The sequence below is a fragment of the Sorangium sp. So ce887 genome (assembly GCF_051521455.1).
In the GTDB taxonomy this organism is placed as follows: Bacteria; Myxococcota_A; Polyangia; order Polyangiales; family Polyangiaceae; genus Sorangium.
The window spans coordinates 6,171,316-6,192,514 of record NZ_CP150354.1 but is presented as its reverse complement, the minus strand read 5'-3'; the positions used below and the strand labels follow the sequence as shown (position 1 = coordinate 6,192,514).

Here is a 21,199-nt window from a genome sequence, read left to right as displayed (position 1 = left end):
CGCTATTGTGGGCGGCCGTGACGAATCACGCAGCGCGCCTGCCGCTCTCGATCGGTCCCGAGGCCGGGCGGTTCGTCGTGTGCTTCGCCTGCGCGCTCGCGGTGGCCTCGCTCGGAGCGCCGCCGCGTGCGCTCGCCGCGCAGATGCCCTCGCGGGCGCCGCTCACGTCGCCGGGGGCCGCGCCCGCGCCGTCCGGCGCCGCCCTGCCGCCGCAGGGCAGCGCGCCACCGCCGCAGGGAAGCGCCCAGGACCCGTCTGCGCCGCCGGCGATATCGCAGGAGGAGGGGGCGGAGAAGCGGCGCCGCATCGAGCGAGCCACCGCGCTGCACGATGCGGCGCAGGGGCTCTACCAGCACGGCGAGTACCGCGCCGCCATCGCGAAGCTGGAGGCCGCGGTGGCGCTCGATCCGGAGGGGAAAGAGCTCATCTACAACCTGGCGGTCATCCACGAGCGGCTGGGCGAGATCGAGCAGGCCGAGCGCTACTATCGGCGCTACCTCGTGATGGAGGCGCTCCCGAAGGAGCGTGAGGAGGTCGCGGCGGTCCTCAAGCGGCTGCAGGGGGCGAAGCGGGAGCTCTCCAGCGCGAAGCCGCCGCCCGCGCCCGCGCCTTCCGCCCAGACCTCCGCGGCGCTGCCGTATCTGCCGCGCCTGCCGCGTCGTTCCGCGGCGGCGGGCAGCGCGAAGCCGCAGGGGCCCTGGCTCTACGTCAGCGGGGGCATCGCTGCGGGGTCCCTCGCGGTCGGCGGCGTGTTCGCGGCGCTCGCCGTGGCGCGGGATCCCGGCCCCGGCAAGCGCACGGGCGGAGGCGTCTCGGTGGCCGATCTGCAGGCCGACGCGAGCGCCGCCCACCGGTGCGCCGTCGCCGCGGATGTCGCCCTGCTGGTCGCCGGGCTCTCCGGCGCAGCGGCGCTCTACCTGGCCCTGTCGCCGCGGGCTCCCGCGGCGAGCCTGCGCGCCGCGAGCCCGGCCTCGAGCGCTCCTAGCTCGGGTCACGACGACGGCCCGACCTCGCGCGGCGCCCGCGCAGGGGAGGAGGCGCCGCGCGTCGGCCTGTCGCTGGGCGCCGGGGGAGCCCGGCTCCGGGTGCAGTTCTGATGGACCTAGGCGTCGCGGGGCGGAGGCTCCTCCTCGGGCTCGCGACGCTCGCGTTGCTCGGCGTCGGGTGCGAGGTCCTCGTCGACGGCAAGCTGGGCTCCGTGCCCTGCTCGGACGAGGGCGCGATCGGGCCCCCGGCATGCCCCGAGGGCGCCTTTTGCAGGGACGGCACCTGCATCGACATGCTGCCCACCGAGCGCGCGCTGGGTGCGCCCTGCACGGATCACGAAGACTGCGGAGCGCTCGATTTCTGCCTCGATCCCGCGCTGTTCGACGGCGAGGGGCCGCGCGTCTGCGCGCGCGCCTGCTGCACCTCGAGCGACTGCGATCCTGTCCTGGACGCGGTCTGCTGGATCCCCGACGGCGGAGGGAGCGGACTCTGTCGCGTCGGCCGGGACGTCGGCCGGCCCGAGGTGGGTACGCGGCTCTCCGGCGCGACCTGCGCCGCGCCCGGCGACTGCCGTTCTGGTATTTGCGACGAAGGCGCCTGCGTCGACACCTGCTGTTCAGACACGAGCTGCGCGACGAGCGGGGCGGCGTGCCGGTTCACGACGGACCTCGTCTCGGCCGGTTCGGCCTGGGCGTGCCAGCCCGTCGGCCAGGGGGAGGGCCGCTACTTCGACGAGTGCGCTGGGAACGCGGACTGCGCCTCCGGGCTCTGCGTCTACGTCGGCGGGACCCGCCGCTGCACGATCCCGTGCTGCTCCTCGGACATGTGCCCGGCCGCGCCGGGCGACGTGATGCAGAACGTCGGCTGCGCCGAGATCACGGTCGGGGAAGGCTCGACCGTCCGGGCGTGCGCGAGGCCGCTGCCCGAGCACAGCTTCGCCGCCGTCGGCGTTCCGTGCGCCACGGATGATGCGTGTCGGAGCGGTATGTGCGTCAAGCATCCTGAACAAACGCAGCGATTCTGTAGCGATGTCTGTTGCAGCGAGGCGTCCTGCGGCGATGTCTCGTCCTTCGGCTGTCGCCCGCATTCGACGGGTCCGTCGTGGGCCTTGCGATGCGAGCCCAAGTGACCGACGATCCCCCCCATCGCGGTGGTAGCTCCTACAGCTGACGACCAGTTCCCAGCCAGCGCACCCGGATTGCCCGGCGAGCCCAGCAGGGCCTTGGCGCTGATTTGCCCGCGGTGCCACCACCTTGCGGCGGTCGCTCTGGACGCGAGGAGCTCGTCCAGCCTGCTCCCGCCCGCCGCCAGCGATCGCGGCTCCCAGACCGGCCCGTCCGCGAAGCTGCCGCGCTGCCCCCACGACGGGCTGGCCCTCGTGAGCCGCGAGGCGCTCGCCGAGGCCGAGGAGGACCCCTTCCTCGGGATCACGATCGCGGATCGGTTCGTGATCGTGGGCAAGCTCGGCGCCGGCTCGATGGGCACGGTGTACCGCGCGCGCCAGGAGGCGATGGGCCGCGACGTGGCCATCAAGATCCTGCGGTCGGACCGGGCCTTCGACGCGCAGGCGAAGGCCCGCTTCACGCGCGAGGCGCGCGCGATGAGCCTCCTCCGGTCGCCACACACGGTCACCGTCTTCGATTTCGGCGAGATCGTGGACGACGCGGCGGACGCGGCCTTCGGCCGTGGCCGCTCCGCGGAGCAGAGCTCGCCCGCGGAGGGGGCGACGTGGCGCAGCGGCTCGCTCTACCTCGCGATGGAGCTCCTGGAGGGTGAATCGCTCGGGCAGCGGCTCAAGCGGCTGCGACGGCTGCGCGTCGGCGACGCCGCCCGCTTCGCCCGGCACGCGCTCCTGTCGCTGGCCGAGGCGCACGACAAGGGGATCATCCACCGGGACCTCAAGCCGGACAACCTGTTCCTGGCGAGGCCCCCTGCGGGCGAGCACGAGGAGATCTGCAAGGTGCTCGACTTCGGCATCGCGAAGGTGATGACCGGGACCGAGCGGCCGGTCGACGCCCTCGAGACCCAGGCGGGCACCGTCTTCGGAACGCCGCGGTACATGTCTCCGGAACAGGCGCAGGGCAGGCCGCTCGACGCGCGGAGCGACCTCTACTCGCTCGGCGTGCTGCTCTATCAGATGCTGGTCGGCCGGCCGCCTTTCATCGACGACGACGCGGTCGTCGTGATGGCGAGGCACATCAAGTCGCCGCCGGTGCCGGCGATCGAGGCGGCGCCTGGCGCCGGGATACCGTCGTCGCTCTCGGCGCTCCTGCAGCGCGCGCTGGCCAAGCGGCCCGACGAGCGGCCGCGGAGCGCGCAGGAGCTCATCGCGGAGCTCGATCGCGCGATGGACCAGGCGAGGCCGAGCCTGAGCCGCGAGCGCCCCGGCCCGATCCAGCCAGCCGAGGTCGGCGCGACGAGCGAGCTGCTCGCGGTCGTGGGCGATGACGTGGACGCCTCGCAGCCGCCGAGCACGTCGCGTCCCGCGCCGCGGAAGCGCACCTCGCGCGTCGCCGTCGGGACCGTCGCCCTGTCGCTGATCGTGACGGCGCTCGCCGTGCGCGAGCTCCGCCGCCCCGCCGACGGCGGCGTGCGCAGGCTCCAGGCGGGGGTGGCGCTGGAAGCCAGGGCGCTCGCGGACGCGCTCGCGCTCCCCGCCCCGCCCCGCGTCGCGCCGCCCACCGCGACGACGACGGCGACGACGGCGACGACGGCCCCCGCGCCGCTCCCCGCGGGCGCCGCCAGCATGGCTCCCGAGCCCGCGGGCGTTTTATCCGCGTCGACGCCGAAGCGCAGGCCGCCGCAGTCGCGCAAGCCGTATGTGAAATTCGACTGATGACGGCAGGCGCGCAGCGCCGCTGCGCGAGGCCGATCCGGGCGCAGGAGGTCCCCTCGTCGACGAGTCCTGCCGCGTGAGAAGCAGCGGCGGTCGTTGGCGAATTGGGCCGAGAGTCGCTGTACGAGGCGGAGGCTAACGTGTAACTTCGCCGCGCACCGATGGATCCCCGGGAGATGGAAACGCTCATCCAGCGCCTCGTCACGAATCCGCATGACGGGGAAGCCCTGGCCTATGCGCACCGAGCCGGGGAGCAGGACCCACGCTCGTACGCGATGCTGCTCGAGCGCGTCGGCAGCTCCACCGCGGATCCGTCGTACGCGGCGCACTGGCTGAGCGAGGCGGCGAACGTGTGGTCGACCACGATCGGCGACGCGCACCACGCCGCGCGGACGCTCATGATCGCCATCGACAAGGACCCGACGCAGCGGACGGCGGCCGAGCGGCTGGCGCAGCTCTACCGCGACAAGGGCGATCAGAAGGCGCTCGTCGCGCTCCTGGAGCGGCTCGTCAAGGCGCTCACGCCGCTGCTCTTCGAGCGACCCGAGGTGCGCGCGCAGCTCTCGACGCTCCACGAGGAGCTCGGCCGCCTGTGGGGCGAGCCGCCGCTGTCGCGGCCGGAGCGCGCCCTGGAGAACTGGCGCCGCCTGGCGGAGCTCGATCCGCACAACGTCTACGCCATCTACGCCGCGCGCGAGCTGCTGAAGGCCCAGCAGCAGTACGCCGAGGCGATCCCCTACTTCGCGATGGAGCAGGCGCTCGTCGACGATCCGGACCGGCGGCTCGCCCTGCTGCGCGACGAGGCCGACATCCGGCGCCGCGCCGGCGACCTCGCCGGCTCCACGGTGGCGCTGCGGAGCGCGCGCGCGTTCGTGCCGCACGACGTGGGGCTGATCCAGGCGCTCGGCGTCGCGGTCGTCGACCGCGTCGAGGCCGGCGAGCCGGTGCCGCAGCCGGAGCGCGATGAGGCCGCGGAGCTCTTCGTCGCGCTCGCCGAGACGTACGACGGGGAGTACGGCTACTCGTACTCGGTGTACGCGCTGCGCGCGCTGCCGGGCCACGACCGCGCGATGCAGCTCGCCGATCACTACGCGAAGCAGCTGGGCCGCACCGCCGAGCTCCGCCCGCGCTACCTCGCCTACCTCCAGGTGAACCCGAACGGGTTCATGGCGGCCGAGGCGCGCAAGAGGGCGTCCGTGCCGCCGCCCCCTCCGCGACTGCCGTCGGTGCCGCCGCCGGTGGGCGCGATCCCCGCCCCGGCGCGGGCGCCCTCGGCGCCGCCTGCCGCGGGCGTCGCCCCTGCGCATGCGCCGCCGGTGCCCCCCTCCGGCATCCCGTCGCCCCCGGCCGCCGCCGCGACCGAGGTGGAGCTGGCCCAGCCGGCGGTGGCCGCGTTCGCGCCGGCCTCCTCGTTCGCTCCGGTGCCGGGGCCCGCGGCCTCGGACGCGCCGGCGTCGCTCCCGAGCGCCGCCGGGCCGAGCTCCGGCCCGGCGCAGGCCGCGCCCGGCTCCGCGCCGGCTCCTGGAGCCCCCGGCGCTGCGCCCCCGCTGGAGGCGTCGCCCGCGGCAGACGAGGTGACCGAGCCCCGCAAGCCGCTTCCGCTCGCCAGACTGCGCGAGGTGCTCAAGGCCGATCCGGCCAACCCGGACGCCCTCGCGCAGGTCGACGAGCACCTCCGCCAGAAGCGGATGTTCGCCGAGCTGCGCGATGTCCTGCTCGCGGCGGCGCGCGTCCCCACGGCCCCCGTCGAGCGCCGGATGGCGCAGCTGCGCGACGTGGCGGGGCTGTGCGAGGCGCAGCTGCGTGACGTCGACACGGCGGTCCAGGCCTGGAAGCTGCTCTCCGAGCTCGATCCCGGCGACGCGCAGGCCCAGGCCGAGCTGCGGCGGCTGCTCGAGCGGAGCTCCCGCTGGGACGATCTCGCCGCGCTGCTCGAGCAGGAGGCCGCGGCGACCTCGGACGTCGCGCAGAGGATCGAGATCGAGAAGAAGCTCGTCTCGCTCCACGAGCAGAAGCGCCGCGATCCGATCGCGGCCGCCGAGGCGTGGGTGCGCGTCGCGACCCTCTCGCCCGAGGACAGCACGGCGATCCAGTCCGCGGTCAAGCTCTTCGAGCGGGGCGAGCGGTTCGACCTCGCCGCGCGGGTCCTCGCCGACGCGACCTCCCGGTTCCAGGACAAGCTCACCCGCGCGCCGCTCCTCCAGAAGCTCGGCGAGCTCCGGATGCGGCTCGACGAGCCGGGCGCCGCGGGCGACGCGTACAGCCAGGTGGCCGAGCTGCTGCGCCAGCCGAAGCTGTGGGAGCTCTCGGAGAAGGCCTACGTCGCGGCCGGCCGGCTCGTCGAGGCGGCGCGGGCGCTCTGCGAGCGCGCGCTGCTCGCGGACCGCAAGGCGCGCCCGGAGCTGTTCGTCCAGGCCGCCGAGCTGCTCCTCAGCGCCGGCGACGTCGAGGGCGCGCTCGACCGGGTCGAGCGCGCCCTCGAGATCGATCCGGCGAGCGACGCCTGCGCCCCCGCGATCGAGGTCCTCTACCGGCGCACGAACCGCTTGCCCGAGCTCGTGCGGTTCCTCCTTCACCGGGCCGAGCTGCTCGGCGACCGGGCGGCGCGCGTCGCGGCGCGGCGGGCGGCGGCGGTGGCGCAGCGCGAGCTCGGCGACCGCGACGGGGAGCGCGCGACGCTCTCGCTGCTGCTCACCGACGGCGAGGACGCCGAGGCGCTCGCGCGGCTCGCCGAGGACGCCGACGAGCGCGGCGATCACCAGCACGGCGCGGAGCTCCTCCACAGGCTCAGCGCGCTCACGGACAGCGAGCCCGGCAAGATCTCGCTCGCCCTGCGCGAGGCGCGCATGCTCGCGGACGGATCCGGCGACCTCGAGGCGGCGATCGCGCGCTACGAGAGCGTCGTCACCGATCTCGATCCGCAGAACCGGATCGCGCTCCGGGGGATCGCCGATCTGGAGGAGCGGCGCGGCAACCTGCGGGGCACCGCGGGCGCGCTCGAGCGCGAGCTCGCGCTCGTGGACGGCCCCGAGCAGCTCGACATCGCGCAGCGGCTCGCGGCGCTGTACGAGGGGCCGCTCGACGAGCCGCACGGCGCCGTCAGGGCGCTCGAGATCGTCCACGCCGCGGAGCCGGACGACCTCGACGCGATCGCGCGGCTCCAGCGGCTCGCCGAGCGGCTGAACGACTGGCCGACGGTCGCGCGCCTCCAGGCGGCGTTGATCGAGGTGGAGGGCGACGAGGACGAGGTGTCGAACATGACCCGCCGCCTCGCCGAGATCCTGGAGCTGGCGCTCGGCAGGAGCGACGAGGCGCTGTCCCTCCTGGAGCGGCTCGCGGACCAGGGCGACGAGCCGTGCCGGGATGCCTACGTCGCGCTCGGCGACCGCCTCGGGTGGAAGGGCGTCGTCGCGACCAAGCTGGTCGCCTGGAACGAGTCGGTCGCGCGCGCGGGGCGCGAGGTCGCCCTGCGCGGGGCCTTCGACAGGTTCGTGGAGGTCGACCGCCACCGCGACGCCGCGCGCGTGGCGATGGAGCTCGCCCGCTCGCGCACCGCCGACGCCGGCCTCGCGGAGAAGCTCGAGGCGATCGCGGTGGAGCTCCAGGATCGCGAGGCCCTCGCCGTCGCGCACGAGCTCCTCGCCAGGGATCTCTCGGGTATGGCCCGCGCGGTTGAGCTCATACGGCAGGCCGAGGTCCGGGTCTCCATGGGCGCCGACCCGCTGGAGTCCATCCACCACGGCGAGGGCGCGCTGTCGAGCGTGCCGACCGCCGAGGTCGAGCCGCTGCTCCAGCGGCTCGCGGCGCTGGCCGAGGCCCCGAGCCTCATCATCGATCTCTTCGAGCGCCAGGTGGGCCGTTGCCGCACGCCGGTCGATCGCCTCGCGGCGCTCGTCCGCGCCGCCCAGATCGCCTGTGAGCGCGGCGCCATCGATCGGGCGAGGAGCTTCTTCGAGCAGGCCCTCGGCGGCGGCGTCCAGGAGGAGACGATCACCACCCTCGAGCGGGTGGCGCGGGACGACGACGAGCGGTCCCAGTCGACCGTGCTGCGGACGATCCTCGCCGAGGCGCTCGCGGCCGGCGGCCAGGGCTCGCGCGACGGCGGCCGCACCCGGGTGGCGCTGCTGCGCCGGGCGGCCACGATCGCCTACCAGGACCTCGGGGACGTCGACCGCGCCTTCAGCTGGCTCGGCGACGCCGTGCTCACGCAGGTCGACGACGCGTCACTCGACGCCCTCGAGGCGCTCGGCCGCGAGGTGGGCGACCTGCCCCGCATCGGCGCGACGCTGAACCGCGCGCTGGACGAGGTGTTCGACGGCCCGCTCGTGCGCAAGCTCCTCCAGCGGCGGGCCAGGCTGCGGCGCGACGTGCTCGGCGACCGGCAGGGCGCCGCGGCGGATCTGAAGAAGCTCCACGACCTGTCGCCCTCGGATCAGGACGTGATGAACGACCTGTCCGGCCTGCTGCAGGAGCTCGGCGACCACCGCGGCATGATCCAGCTGTACGAGGACCAGGTCCTCCGCGGTCGCGATCCGGCGCAGCGGGCGGAGCTCGCGCGGAAGGTGGCGCGCCTCTGGGAGGAGGAGCTCGGCGAGGCGCGGGAGGCGGCGGACGCCTGGCGCCGCGTCCTCCGCATGAAGGCGGGCGATCCGGAGGCGACGGCGGGCCTCGAGCGGGCGAAGACCGGCAAGCTCAAGCGCACCCCGCCGCCGCCCTCGCTGCCGACCCGGCCGCCGGGCCTGTCGCTGACCGAGCCGCCGCTCGCGCCCCGGTTGCCGACCCTCGAGGCTCCCGGCGTGGAGATTGGCGCGGCGGCGGCGGCCATGAGCAACGGCTACGCGGGCGGCGGGGTGCACGCCGCTGCCGAGGCGCTGCATGTGGACGACCCCGGGGTGGCCGGCCCGGAGGCGCCGCAGATCGCGCCGGAGCCGCAGGCCGAGGCGTACGGCGACGCGTTGAACGCGACGGCCGAGGGCGACGCGAACAGCGGCGCCGTCGACGCCCACGCGGGGCCGTCCGAGGGGGAGGAGCTTCCTCCGGAGAGCGCCGGCCACGCCGCGCCGACCGCCGACGAGCAAGCCGTCCCTGCGCCGCGGTTGGACCTCGACGGCTACGCGGCGCCGCCGGCGCACGGCGGCCTCGACGACGGCGGAGAGGCCTACGGGGCGGAGCCCGTCGCGCCCGCTGCCCCCCCGCAGCCCGTCGCGCCGCCGCCGCCGTCGTTCGCGGCGCCCTCGCGTCCTCCCTCCATCGCGCCGCCCCTTCCCCCGCCGCTGCACGCCGCGGCGGCCGGGGGGGCCGCGCTTCGGCCGTCGTTCTACCCGCCCGCGCTGCCGCCCCTGCCTGCCTCCGACGAGGTCGAGGTCGACGAGGACGCGGAAGATGTGGAGTTCCTCGACGACGACTCCGGTGCTCCTTAGCCGCGCAACGGAGAGATCTTGAGCCACAGAGGCACAGAGGAAACATGCCCCCTCTGATCCTCCCCCCGGCGCTCCGATCGGGCGACACCGTCGCCGTGATCGCCCCCTCCAGCCCGTTCGAGCACGTCCTCGCGCGGGTCGGCCTCGGCTGGCTCGCCCAGCGCTACCGCGTGCTCTTCGATACCGGCGGAGGTCCTCCGCTCGCCGGCGACAGCCGCGGGGGCGGGGAGCCGTCGCTCTCGGCGCCCTCCAGCCACGGGATGTTCGCGCGGACCGGTTACCTGGCCGGCAGCGACGCGCGGAGGAGGGACGAGCTCGTCCGCGCGCTGTCGCACCCCGACGTGCGCGCCATCTTCGCGGCCCGCGGCGGCTACGGCGCGAACCGGTTCGTCCACCGGCTCGACTGGAGCGTCCTCGCCGAGCGCCCTCGCTGGATCGTCGGCTTCTCCGACGTCACGGCCCTCCACGTCGAGGCCACGCGCGCCGGCGTCGCCTCGCTCCACGGCGCCCACGTCACAGCGCTCGGCCGCGGCGACGCCCGCGCCCGCGCGGCGCTGATCCGCGCCCTCGAAGATCCGCTGGGCGAGCGCCGCTTCGACGGCCTGACCACGCTGCGCGCCGGCGCCGCCGAGGGCCCGCTCTTCGGCGGCAACCTGGCCCTGCTCCACGCCTGCGCCGCGGCCGGCCGCCTCCGCGTGCCGGAGGGGTGCGTCCTTGTGATCGAGGACGTCACCGAGCGGCCGTACCGCATCGATCGCATGCTCGCGACGCTGGAGGTCGGCGGCCACCTCGCGCCGGCCGCGGCGGTGATCCTGGGCGACTTCGAGCAGTGCAACCCAGGCCCGGACGGCGTCACGGTGGACGAGGTCCTCCGCGACAGGCTGCTGCCGCTGGGGGTCCCCGTCGTCGCCGGGCTGCCGATCGGCCACGGCCTCCGCAACGAGCCCGCCATCCTCGGTGGTCGCGCGCGCGTCCTCTCGCTCGGCCCCGAGGCCGTGGTCACGCTCGCGGGCGCCTGAGCGCCCGCAGGATCACGCGATCACGCGATCACGCGATCACGCGATCACGCGATCACGCGATCACCAGAAGATGTTCTTCCGCTCCTTCAGCCCGCGGTTCAGCATCGACTGGATCCGGCCCTTCACGAGGCCGACCTTCTCCTGGATCACCGCGTCGTCGTCGTCGGGATCGCCCTGGAACGTCATGGGCTCGCCGAAGTAGATCCTGTATCGGGTCGGCAGCGGCATCTGGCCGCCGGGGATCAGCACCTGAGGGATGATGGGGAACGTCGGCATCCCGAGCGCCTTCGAGACCGACTCGAGGTTGCCGAGCGAGATGTACTGTTCCTCGCCCCCGACGACCGCGATGGGCACGATCGGCGTGTCGGTCTCGAGCGCGAGCCGCATGAACCCGAGCCCGAAGTCGAGCAGCTGATAGCGGCTGGAGAACCCCTTCGAGATCCCGCGCGTCCCCTCCGGGAACACCAGGATCGCGGCGCCCATGTCGAGCAGCCGCCGCGCGTTCTCGGGCACGCCGACCACCTGGCCCACGCGCGAGAAGAACGTCGCCACGAACGGCAGGGTCTGCGTCCACTTCTCGACCATGCTCCGCATCACGCGCGGCGGCTCGGCGTCGAGGAACAGCGAGGCCGCGATCAGCAGGCCGTCGAACGGGAGCTGGCCGGAGTGGTTGGCGATCAGGAGGACCCGTCCGGAGGGGACGCGGTCGATGCCGAACACCTCGGTCCGGAAATAGAAGCGATGAAAGAAGGCCGCGACCCCGACCGCGTACTTCGCCCACGCGCGGTCGAGCCCGAACGGGTCCACCCCGTCGGCGGCGTGCGGCAGCGCGACCCGGCGCAGCCGATCCTCGAAATCCTGACCGAGCAACCGGATGGTCGCGTCGTCGATCGTGCCGCGCAGGCTGTCGACCCCGACCCGCGCGAGCGGCAGCGCGCTGTGGGTGACGAAGTGGCTCAGCCTGGCGAGCGTCGTTCTGCTGGCCATGGGCCCGGGACGATAGCAAACCTCGCGTGAGACTGCACCGGCAGGAAGGGCTTGACCATCGGCCGCCTCGAAGCGACCGTCGCTCCGATGAGCGAACGAATCCTCGGTCGAGGCCGCCGCCCCGGTGCAGACACGGATCCGTCCCTCCGGCCCATCCTCATCACCGGCATCTGCGGTCGTCTCGGACGGCGGCTCGCGCGGCGCCTCCACCGCGAGCGGCGCGTGATCGGCGTCGACCGGCGCAGCTTCGACGGGCGCCCCAAGGACATCGAGCATCACCAGATCGATATCCGCCGCAAGAAGACCCAGGACATCTTCCGCCAGGAGCAGCTCGCCGCGGTGGTCCACCTCGGGGTCATGCACGACCCGCGGGCCAGCCAGATGGAGCACCACAGCTGGAACCTCGCCGGCTTCCAGCGGCTGCTCGAGTTCGTCGCGCAGTACGACGTGCCCAAGCTCATCGTGCTGTCCAGCGCGAACGCCTACGGGCCGCGCCCCGACAACCCGCAGTTCATCACCGAGGACGCGCCGCTGCTCGGCGGCGCCTCGTTCAGCGAGATCCGCGACCTCATCGAGGTCGACATGCTGGCGCAGTCGTTCTTCTGGAAGCACCCGCAGACCGAGACGGTCATCCTCCGGCCGGTCCACATCCTCGGCTCCGTGCGCAACGCGCCGTCGAATTACCTCCGGCTCAACGTCATCCCGACGCTCCTCGGCTTCGATCCGATGGTGCAGGTCATTCACCAGGACGACGTGGTCTCCGCGATCGCCGCGGCGCTCCGCCCCGGCGTGCGCGGGATCTTCAACCTCGCGGGCCCGGCGCCGCTGCCGCTCTCGCGCGTCATCGACATGACAGGGCGGGCGCACGCGGCGATTCCCCACTTCCTCATGCAGACGATCATCCCGCGGCTCTGGCGGTTCCGGGCGACCTCGTTCCCGGCCCCCGAGCTCGATCACATCCGCTACGTGTGCATGGTCGACGACCGGCGGGCGCGCGAGATCCTCGGCCACACGCATCAGCACGACATCCAGGAGACCGTCCAGGCGGTCGACGACATCACCTGAAGGGCGCGTCATGAAGCGATCGACCCGGATCGAGCGGCTCGTCGGCTATTACGAGGACTTCGCGCCCGACTACGTCTCCACCTGGAAGGACATCCAGCACTACGAGAAGCCCGTGCGCGCGTTCCTGCGCGATGCCGTCCCCGAGGGGGGCCGCGTGCTCGACGCGGGCTGCGGTCCGGGCCACCTCACGCGCGATCTCCCGCCGTCCGTCGACGTCGTCGGCTTCGACATCGCCGAGGGCATGCTCGAGATCGCCCGCAAGAAGCGGCCCCTCGGCGCGTACCACCGGCACGACTACCACCTCCCGATCCCCCGCTCGTGGGGGCGGTTCGACGTCGCGCTCGCGCTCGGAACGCTGGAGTTCTGCGACGATCTCGCGCTCGCCCTCACGAACCTCGCCGGCGCGATGCGGCCCGGCGGCCGGATGCTGGTGAGCATCGTCGAGCGCAGGCCGCACGTCCGGATGCACGAGCGCGCCGCGCGCCCGCTCTCCGACGCCGAGCTGTCCGGCGTGAGCATGTATCTTTACACGTTCGCCGAGCAGACAGACGCGATCCTGCGCTCGGGCCTGCTCCCGCGCAGCTACCGCCTCCACCCGGGCTGGCGACACACCGAGTACGACGTCGACGTGCTCTACGCCCTCTGGGATCTCGAGGCCCCGCGCAGCGGCCGGTGATGCGTCGAGGACACGCGGCGAGCCTTTCCGCGCCGCGCCGTCCGGGGTAGAGAGGGCGACGGTGCAATGGAAGTGAAGCTCGGGGGCGCCTTCCTGACCTGCGCGATGGGGCCGTTGCACCACGCCGGCGCGTCCATTCAGGCCAGCAGGGTGCCGGAGGGGCTCGTTGCGCTCGCCCCGGAGGGGCTCCTCGGCGGCTTCCAGCGCGGCGTCGAGCATGCGGCGAAGCTCGCCGGCGTCCGCAAGGAGGACGTCGAGCGCCTCCTCCCCATGGACGAGGTGCGCGAGGCGATCGAGCGGCTCGGCGACAGCCAGACCGAGGCCGTGGTCGCGTGGGACGTCTACGCGGGGCGCATCGGCGGGCTGCTCGAGGGGGTCGCCGAGGTGACCGACTACGGCCAGGCGCCGGACGTGGGCCTGTGCCTGGAGCGGCTGGCGAGCAAGGTCCGGCGCGATCGCCCTTTCGCGGAGCCGCTCCAGGCGCTCGCCGACGACATCGCGGCCTGGCAGGCGATGATCGGCCGCTGCCGCAAGCTGCTCGACGAGAGCGGCGGCGGCGCGCTCGCCAAGGCGTACCGCCGCCGGCAGATCCGCAAGCTCGCGTCGATCGCGGTCTCGGCCCTCATCATCGTGGCGGCGCTGTCGGTGATCGTGCGGGTCCAGACCGCCCGCGCGCGCGTCGACGCGCTCCTCGCGCGGCCCGAGGTGTGCGCCGTCCGCGAGATCGCGTCGGGCGATCTCGGCCGGGCGGCGAGCGAGCAGCAGCGGCGCGTGGCCGCGCGGATGGAGCAGTGCGCCGCGGTCGAGGCCCGGGAGGCGCGCGAGCGCGAGGAGCGGGTGCGCGCCGAGGAGAAGGCCCGCGCCGAGGAGAAGGCGCGCGCGGAGCGCGATGAGAGGTGCGCCGCGCTCGCCGTGCGGTTCAAGGCGGGGGCGTTCTCGGAGGAGGACGGCAAGCTCGCCGGCGTGAACAACGATCTGCTCCGGCGGATCGCGCAGCGGAGGCTCCTTGCCACCGACGTCGGGCCGACCGGTCCTGCGCTCCCGTGCGACGGCGCGCGCGGCGGCGACGAGCTGCGCGCGGCGTTCGCGGACGCCCTGATCGCGTCGGTCTGGACGTGGGTGCCTGCCGCCGATCCCGGCCCGAAGCTCGGCGAGGTGCTCGCGGCGCGTCGCGCGGAGCTGCCCCCTCGCGCGCAGACGACGCTGTCGTTCCGCACCGTGTACGAGGCCAAGCGGGCCATCGTGTCGGGTGATCCGGCCGCGCTCGGGCGGGCGACGCGCCTGTGCGCGCTCACGGCCGCGCTCGAGATCGCGAGCGGTGCCGGCTGCGCGGCCCTGGAGAGGATAGCGGGCAAGCCGGCGCCGTGAGCCTGGGCTCAGGGACGACGCCGGGGAGGTGAGGGGAGGGGGAGCCGGAGCAGCGCGGGCGCGGCGATGGGCGTCGCGCCCGCGGGACTGCCTACTTGAAGGCGGGGATCGAGGGCGAGTCGAGCACGCACAGGCCCACGTTGGTGTCGCACTTCACCTTGAGATCCGGAGAGATGCCGGAGAGAGGATCCTGGCAGACTCCCTGATCGAATGTGTCTGTGGGGCGTGGATCGCAGTCGGGATTGGGGTGTGGGGTGTAGATCCGGCAATCGACCATCGGCCACAGCCCGACGACCTTGTAACGCGCCGTGCAGCTCTCTTCCGAGTACGTGACTTCAGCCTCGAATTGATTCCCGAGGTTGCCCGACGTCACGTACACGCGCACGTTGCTCCACTCGAGCTTGCGCGATCCCGGCGGCGGCGGGGGCGGCGGTGTGACAACGTCGCACGCGACTTCGCTGCCGTCGCCGCCGGCGCCGCCATCTCCAGCGCCGCCAGCGCCACCATCACCGGCGCCGCCTTCGCCGCCGGCACCGCCTTCACCGGCGCCGCCCTCGCCGCCGGCACCGCCCTCGCCGCCGGCACCGCCTTCACCGGCGCCGCCTTCGCCGCCGGCACCGCCTTCACCGGCGCCACCTTCGCCGCCGGCGCCGCCTTCGCCGCCGGCGCCGCCTTCACCGGCGCCGCCTTCGCCGCCGGCACCGCCTTCACCGGCGCCGCCTTCGCCGCCAGCGCCGCCCTCGCCGGCGGGCAGCACAACCACCTCGGCAGCAGCGAGCGTCGGTATCGTACAGATCTCGTTGTCATCCGGCTGGAGCGCCGCGAAGGTCCCGATCGCGAACGCGTTCAGGTCCGGGTTCGGGTCGATCGTGGCGCCGCCGCGGTACCAGCCGCCGAACTCCCCGGTCTGGATCGCGACGAGCTTCGTGTCCCGGTCGGGGATCTGGTCGCCGTTCGCGTCCGGGTTGTAGACCTGCATCCCCACGAGCTCGACAGTCCCATCCTTCCGACCGCAGGGGCTCTCCGCCTCCCCGTCGATCAGGGTGAACGTCGCCGCGAACGGGTACGCGCTTGCGCTGCCGACCGTGCACTCGGGCTTGGGCTGCGAGCAGCCCGGCGACATCGCCGCGAGCGGTGAGAGCGCCGCGAGCCCCGCCATCCCAACAAGCCATCGCCTCTTCATCGCTTGCTTCCTTTCACGGGCGCGCCGCGCCTAGAACGTGACCCGCGCGCCGAACCGGAACTGCCGGGGCGTCTGGTACTGTGTCGGCTTGCCGAAGTTCGGGTTCTTGGCGTTCTCCGCGAGCGGCTCGCCGTCCGTGGTGGTCACGCACGTCGGTTTTCCGGGCCTCGATTCCAGATCCTCGAGCGTTCCATCGACGCACGGGTTCACGTTCGCCGTCGTGTAGCGCTGGTCCACCGCGACGACCCCCTGGAAGTTGAAGATGTTGAAGACATCCATGCTGACGGTGAGCTGGCTGTCCTTCGAGAGCCGGACCGAATAGCCGAGGTGGCCATCGAAGTTGTGCTGCCAGGGCAGCCGCTCGCCGGAGCCGCGGGGCAGGATGAACGTCTCGTCATAGCTGTACAGGTAGTGCGAACCCCAGTAGTCGATGGGGGCGCCCGAGCGGGACCGGTACGTGAGGCCGAGGTCGACGAGCATGTTCTTCGGGAGCTCGAACGTCTTCGCGCCGTAGATCTTGATCTCGTGCGCGTTGTCGCCGGGCAGGGCCCCATCGCGGTTGACGAGGAGCGAGGCCAGGTCGAACTCCGTGTTGATGTTCGGATCGAGCTGGTCCGTCTCGGGCTTGAAGAGGCCCGGATAGTTGCCGCGCAGGTAGGACAGCGTGTAGCTCGCCTGGGCGAGCCACAGGTCGGCGAAGGCCTTCTGGAAATAGAGGGTCAGCGCGTCGTAATCGCGCCTCGCCTCGGGGAAGTCCTTCGCGATCCCCTTCCCGGGGTTGCCGATGAAGTAGGTGTTCGCCTCGTCCCGGCTCATGTCCTCGATGACGTTGTTCATCCAGCGCTTCGTGTACGTCGCGCCGATCCGCCCGTTCGCGATGATCTCGTACTCGCCGCCGACAACGAGCTCGTCGGACGACTGCGGCGCGAGGTCCGGATCCACCGGGGACTTGCCGCCGCCGAGCGTGTACCACGCCCGGTTCGGATCGTGGCTCCCCATGATCCCGGGCCGGTTCGCGTCGCTCCGGCACTGCCCTTCGCCATAGCCCTTCGCGTCCACGGGATCCGCAGGGTTACACCCATCGGGGCCCGCCGCGTGGTAGGAGCGGACGTTCCGCTCGTCGCCGAAGGCGCGATCCATCATGTCGAGGGGGACGCTCTCGTAATACCGCGCGAAGTTCGCGAACAGCTTCGACCGGCCCTGCTGCGTGATGTCGTAGACGACGCCCACGCGCGGCGACCACTGGTTCGCGAGCGCCAGCCCGAGCTTGCCGTCGCTGGCGTACAGGTACTGCGCGTCGTAGCGCATTCCGATGTTCAACGTCACCTGGTCGAGGATGCTCCAGCTGTCCTGCACGAACGCGCCGATCGTCGCCCCGAGCGACGACACCGTGACCTTGTCCTGGATCACGTAGTCCCTGGCGCCGGGACCGGTCGCCAGGCCATCCGGACCGGTCAGGAAGCCGAGCTGTCGCTCGTCATGGAACGCGGTCCCGTCTCCCTCCTCCTGGTAGGTGGTGCCGCCCGCGTACGCCTTGATGTGCTTGTACGTCGTGATCTCGCCGTCGATGCCGGCCTTGACGACGTGGTGCCCGAGCGCCTGGAAGATGCTCGTCACCTTCGCATTGAGCTGGACGCGGTTGAGCGAGGCGTCGTCGAGGTAGTCGGGGCCGCCGTCCCAGTACGTGCGCACCTGACACGGCACCGCGGCGATCTCGCCGTCCTCCCCGCGCAGCGGTTCGCACATCGCCCGGGCCTCGGGCGAGAGCTTCTCGAACTCGTAGATCGACCGCCGGTTGGGGTCGTACCTCGCCCAGAGCACGAACGGCCTGCCCGCCAGACCGTTGTCCGTCCCGAGCTCCGAGCCGTCCGGGGGCAGCCGCGCGCTGCGCTGGTTGTGCCAGCCGAGCGTCGCGTCGAGCAGCAGGGTCTTGTTGTTGAACGCCGACGCCCACTTCAGCGCGACGTCGTTGGACGACGCCACGTACTCGTGCGCGATCGCGCCGTACCTGCCGGCGATGTTGGACGCCTCGATCGCGCCCTGCTGCGGGTCGTACCCGAAGTTGCCGTTGCCGCCGGAGGAGGACGGCGATCCGTAGACCGAGAGCGCGATGCTGTGATCCGGGTTGATCTGGTAGGTCAGCTTCCCGAGGTACTGCAGCGTCTGCTCCTCGGCGCGGTAGAAGCGCTGCGTGCCCGGCAGCCGGTCGACGACGTTGAGACCCGTCTCGGGATCCTTCACAGGCTCGAAGGTGTCGGGGTCGTAGCGCGTGGCGAACAGGCTGCGCTCCATCTCGCTGCTCTTGAACGCGATCATGGCGCCCGCGTAGAACCAGAGCTTGTCCTTCAGGATGGGGCCGCCGACCTCGAAGCCGTAGTCGCGGATGGATGACAGGCGCGCGTCCGTCGAGATGGTCTCACCCTGGCGGCGGACCTCCTTGAACGCTCCCTCGGTGGCGCCGGGCGTGATGTTGAAGAAGACCGAGCCCTGGAACGCGTTGCCGCCGCTCTTCGTGACGACGTCGAGGACGCCTCCGGTCGCGCGGCCGAACTCGGGCATGTACCCGCCGGCGATCACGTTGACTTCCTTGATGAACTCCATGGTGAGCGGCGTCCCGATGATCCCGTACGCCGGGTCGTTCACCGAGAGGCCGTCGATCACGTACTGGTTCTCTGGCGAGGACGTGCCGGCGATGGACGTCCCGTACTCGTCCGCCTGCGCGCCGGGCGTGGTCGAGGCGATCGACTCGAACGAGCGCGACGCGGCGCCCTTCCCCGACGGGGGCGCCACGGCGATGCGCCGCGTGAAGTCCTCCGTGATGCTCTGGCCCACCGTGCTCGAGCCGACGTCGACCGTCGGCGCGCGGCCGACGACGACGATCTCCTCCGCCTTCAGCGCCTCCGGGAGCAGCTCGACATTGACGCGGAGGGTCGTCCCGGTGCGGACCGCGATTCCGCTGCGCACGTACGGCTTGTACGACTCCTTCTCCAGGCGGAGTGTGTAGTCGCCTGGAGGCAGGTTCGGGATACGGTACTGCCCTGTGCCGTCCGTGACCACGAGCTGCTCCCCTTGCAGCGCGGGTGAGGTCGCCGTCACGACCACATCGGCGACGGGCGCTTTGCTCGAGGCGTCGATTACCCGTCCGATCAGAACGCTGTTGCCCGTCTGCGCGAGCGCCGGGACCGCGGTCAACAAAGTCATGGCGAGCAGCACCAATGCCGCCCACATCCCCAACGGTGCACGTGGTAAGCGCGCTCCGTGTTTCAGCCTCTTTTCGAGAAACTTCACGGAATTCCCTCCAGAAGTGCAGGCCCCTCGAGTCCCTCCTTACCCTAGACAGGAATCGCGCGAGACAATAGACTTTTTTGTAGTACTTGCTCGCTTGTACACTCCGGGTAGGCGCCGCACGCTTCCACACGGCGCCTCCTGATCGAACAGCTCGAGTTCCAGGAGTTACGACCCCCCATGTTCGACTCGGTACTCGGTCGCGCCACCGCCACCCAGGGGCGTCTAGGGACGGGCGCAGCGCTCTCCATTGTCGCCCACGCGGCGATCGCGGCGGCCATCCTCGGGCTGGCCGCGCGCCCGGGGGGCGAGAAGCAGAAGGACGTCGAGGTCACCTTCTTCGCCCCCCCGCCGCCGCCGCCCCCGCCGCCGCCGCCGCCGCCGGGAGGCGGCGCGAAGCGCCCGTCGAAGGTGGAGCGCATCGAGCAGCCGAAGCCTGTCAAGACACCTGACACCATCTACGACATGCCGGAGAAGCCCAAGGCCAAGGCGCCTGAGCCGGAGCCGGCCAAGGACGAGGCGCCGGAGCAGCCGGGCGGCGTCGAGGGGGGAGTCCAGGGCGGCGTTCCAGGCGGGACCGTCGGCGGCCAGGTCGGCGGGCAGATCGGCGGTACGCTGGGCGGCCAGCTCGGCGGTCAGCTGGGCAGCACGGCGCCGCCGCAAAACGTGGTGCTGCCGTTCGGCGCCGGGATGAGCCGGCCGACGATGACCTCGGGGCGAGATCCGCAGTACACGCGCGAGGCGCTCGCCGCGCGGGTGGAGGGGCTCGCGATTGTCAAGTGCGTCATCAAGGTCGACGGCGCCCTGACCCATTGCCGCATGGTCAAATCACTGCCCCACATGGACAAGGCGATCCTCGATGCGCTCTCGGGCCGTCGCTACACCCCGGTGATGTACCAGGGGCGCCCGGTCTCGGTCGACTACGTGTTCAACATCCGGCTCAAGCTCCCTTGACCGTCGGGCCCGGGGGTGTTGTTGAACGGGCTCGGCACGTAGTAGAGAAGGGTACGGGGTAGGTCCGCTCCGAGGTACTGTCGAGTTCGCTGCGGCGTCCAGAGGCGCTGATCCAGCCTAGCCAAAACCATCACGACACCATGGAGCGCCAGGAGGCGCGAGCGAGACGATGCAATTCACGTTGATTGAGCTGTGGGGCCACATGGGGCTCTTCGCGAAGCTGATCGTGTTCGCGCTGGCCCTCATGTCCGTCTCGTCCCTGATCATCTTCGGCGAGCGCCTCGTCGTATCGTTCAAGTCGCGCGCCGCCTCCCGCGCCTTCGCGGAGCGGGTGGGGCCGATGCTCGCCCGGGGTGAGTTCGAGGGCGCCCGGGCCGCCGCCAAGCCCCCGGCCGAGCTTGGCTACCTCGGGCGCGTCATCGGCGCCGGGCTCGCCGCCTACGCGTCGAGCGCCCCCTCCCGGCTGCCGGCGCAGGGGCACGAGCGTGACGGTGTGTTCGAGTCGGTCTCGCGGGCCCTCGAGCGCCAGGCGCAGCGCGAGGTGCTCAGTCTGAAGCGCGGCTACGGCCTGCTCGCCACGGTCGGCTCCACGGCGCCGTTCGTCGGCCTGCTCGGGACGGTCATGGGCATCGTGACCGCGTTCCAGCAGATGGCGGCCGCCGGCTCCGGCGGCCTCGGCACCGTCTCGGCGGGTATCGCGGAGGCGCTCATCACGACCGCCTTTGGCCTGCTCGTCGCGATCCCGGCCGTCATGGGCTACAATTATCTCCAGGGCTGGGTCGACGCCCGGGCGATCGACATCTCGGAGTCGTCGAACGAGCTCCTCGATATCGTGGCGAAGCGGCTCGACGGCCGCCTCGCGCCGGCCTCCGACGAGGCCGCTTGACACAGAGCCCGCGCGACACGGTGCCTGTCTGGTTGCGGAGCGCGGCGCGCGGCGCCGTGCGCCCGCGGCGAGGCGCGCGCTGACGCGCTCAGCCGGGAAGCGAGCGTTCCAATGGGGATGGCTGCCGGCCCGCAGAAGGGCCTCAAGAGCGAGATCAACGTCACGCCGCTCGTCGACGTCGTGCTGGTGCTGCTCATCATCTTCATGGTCGTCACGCCGATGCTGCAGCGCGGCAAGGACGTGAAGTTGCCGCAGGCCGCGAAGGTGGACGAGGAGAAGAAGGAGGTGGACCCGCTGATCCTCTCCGTGACGCTGGAGAAGACGGTGTGGGTCGAGAACGACCAGTACGATGAGGCCGGGCTCGCCGCGCGGCTCACGCGCGAGTTCGCCGCGAACAGCGGGCGCAAGGTGCTTGTCAAGGGGGACCAGCGCCTCTCGTTCGGCGACGTCCGCAGGGTGATGGAGACGGCGCGCAAGTCGGGCGCGAAGAGCGTGTCGCTGGCGGTCGAGGAGCTGAAGGGGAGGTAGCGGCG

14 protein-coding genes are annotated in these 21,199 nt (G+C 72.4%); 11 read left to right on the top strand and 3 right to left on the bottom strand.

The genetic code is table 11. The annotated features are described in order from the left end of the window. The first annotated feature begins 17 nt into the window (after positions 1 to 17). From WMF36_RS22780 to WMF36_RS22760, 5 genes are all read left to right on the top strand, one after another. Positions 18 to 1,097: a tetratricopeptide repeat protein gene (locus WMF36_RS22780; protein WP_437581734.1), complete on the top strand. Its 1,080-nt coding sequence runs from the start codon at positions 18 to 20 to the stop codon at positions 1,095 to 1,097. Next, positions 1,097 to 2,116 carry a hypothetical protein gene (locus WMF36_RS22775; protein WP_437581733.1) on the top strand — a complete coding sequence of 340 codons (1,020 nt, stop codon included), beginning with the start codon at positions 1,097 to 1,099 and terminating at the stop codon, positions 2,114 to 2,116. Before WMF36_RS22780 ends, WMF36_RS22775 begins: the two co-directional genes overlap by 1 nt. Positions 2,117 to 2,209: 93 nt before the next feature. Then, a complete protein-coding gene (locus WMF36_RS22770) occupies positions 2,210 to 3,823 on the top strand; it encodes a serine/threonine-protein kinase (protein WP_437581732.1) in 1,614 nt (537 codons plus the stop codon). Positions 3,824 to 3,999: 176 nt separating this feature from the next. Then, positions 4,000 to 9,243, top strand: a complete 5,244-nt coding sequence (locus WMF36_RS22765; RefSeq protein WP_437581731.1) for a hypothetical protein — start codon at positions 4,000 to 4,002, stop codon at positions 9,241 to 9,243. Between the two features lie 44 nt (positions 9,244 to 9,287). Then, entirely contained in the window at positions 9,288 to 10,262 is a 975-nt protein-coding gene (locus tag WMF36_RS22760; RefSeq protein WP_437581730.1) for a S66 peptidase family protein, read from the top strand. A gap of 60 nt (positions 10,263 to 10,322) precedes the next feature. Here the strand turns inward: WMF36_RS22760 and WMF36_RS22755 are convergent, their stop codons facing one another. After that, the gene (locus WMF36_RS22755; RefSeq protein ID WP_437581729.1) at positions 10,323 to 11,249 is read right to left on the bottom strand and encodes a lysophospholipid acyltransferase family protein; all 927 of its coding nucleotides are present in this window, start codon (positions 11,247 to 11,249) and stop codon (positions 10,323 to 10,325) included. Positions 11,250 to 11,336: 87 nt separating this feature from the next. Here WMF36_RS22755 and WMF36_RS22750 point away from each other — a divergent pair, with 87 nt between their 5' ends. The 3 genes from WMF36_RS22750 to WMF36_RS22740 all read left to right on the top strand — a co-directional run bounded on the left by WMF36_RS22750 (position 11,337) and on the right by WMF36_RS22740 (position 14,358). Further along, entirely contained in the window at positions 11,337 to 12,314 is a 978-nt protein-coding gene (locus WMF36_RS22750; RefSeq protein WP_437581728.1) for an NAD-dependent epimerase/dehydratase family protein, read from the top strand. Between the two features lie 10 nt (positions 12,315 to 12,324). Continuing rightward, the gene (locus WMF36_RS22745) at positions 12,325 to 12,990 is read left to right on the top strand and encodes a class I SAM-dependent methyltransferase (RefSeq protein ID WP_437494425.1); all 666 of its coding nucleotides are present in this window, start codon (positions 12,325 to 12,327) and stop codon (positions 12,988 to 12,990) included. Positions 12,991 to 13,056: 66 nt separating this feature from the next. After that, positions 13,057 to 14,358, top strand: coding sequence for a hypothetical protein (locus WMF36_RS22740; RefSeq protein ID WP_437581727.1), 1,302 nt, complete (start codon positions 13,057 to 13,059; stop codon positions 14,356 to 14,358). A gap of 91 nt (positions 14,359 to 14,449) precedes the next feature. On the opposite strand, the gene WMF36_RS22735 is transcribed toward WMF36_RS22740, so the two are convergent. After that, positions 14,450 to 15,541: a hypothetical protein gene (locus WMF36_RS22735; RefSeq protein ID WP_437581725.1), complete on the bottom strand. Its 1,092-nt coding sequence runs from the start codon at positions 15,539 to 15,541 to the stop codon at positions 14,450 to 14,452. Between the two features lie 30 nt (positions 15,542 to 15,571). Beyond that, positions 15,572 to 18,742, bottom strand: coding sequence for a TonB-dependent receptor (locus tag WMF36_RS22730; protein WP_437581724.1), 3,171 nt, complete (start codon positions 18,740 to 18,742; stop codon positions 15,572 to 15,574). A 264-nt stretch (positions 18,743 to 19,006) separates the two neighbouring features. Between WMF36_RS22730 and WMF36_RS22725 the strand changes: the two genes are divergently transcribed. From WMF36_RS22725 to WMF36_RS22715, 3 genes are all read left to right on the top strand, one after another. Beyond that, a complete protein-coding gene (locus tag WMF36_RS22725; protein WP_437581723.1) occupies positions 19,007 to 19,780 on the top strand; it encodes an energy transducer TonB in 774 nt (257 codons plus the stop codon). Between the two features lie 169 nt (positions 19,781 to 19,949). Then, positions 19,950 to 20,666: a MotA/TolQ/ExbB proton channel family protein gene (locus WMF36_RS22720; RefSeq protein WP_437494415.1), complete on the top strand. Its 717-nt coding sequence runs from the start codon at positions 19,950 to 19,952 to the stop codon at positions 20,664 to 20,666. Between the two features lie 111 nt (positions 20,667 to 20,777). Beyond that, positions 20,778 to 21,194, top strand: a complete 417-nt coding sequence (locus WMF36_RS22715) for an ExbD/TolR family protein (protein WP_437581722.1) — start codon at positions 20,778 to 20,780, stop codon at positions 21,192 to 21,194. The last annotated feature ends 5 nt before the right edge of the window (positions 21,195 to 21,199 follow it).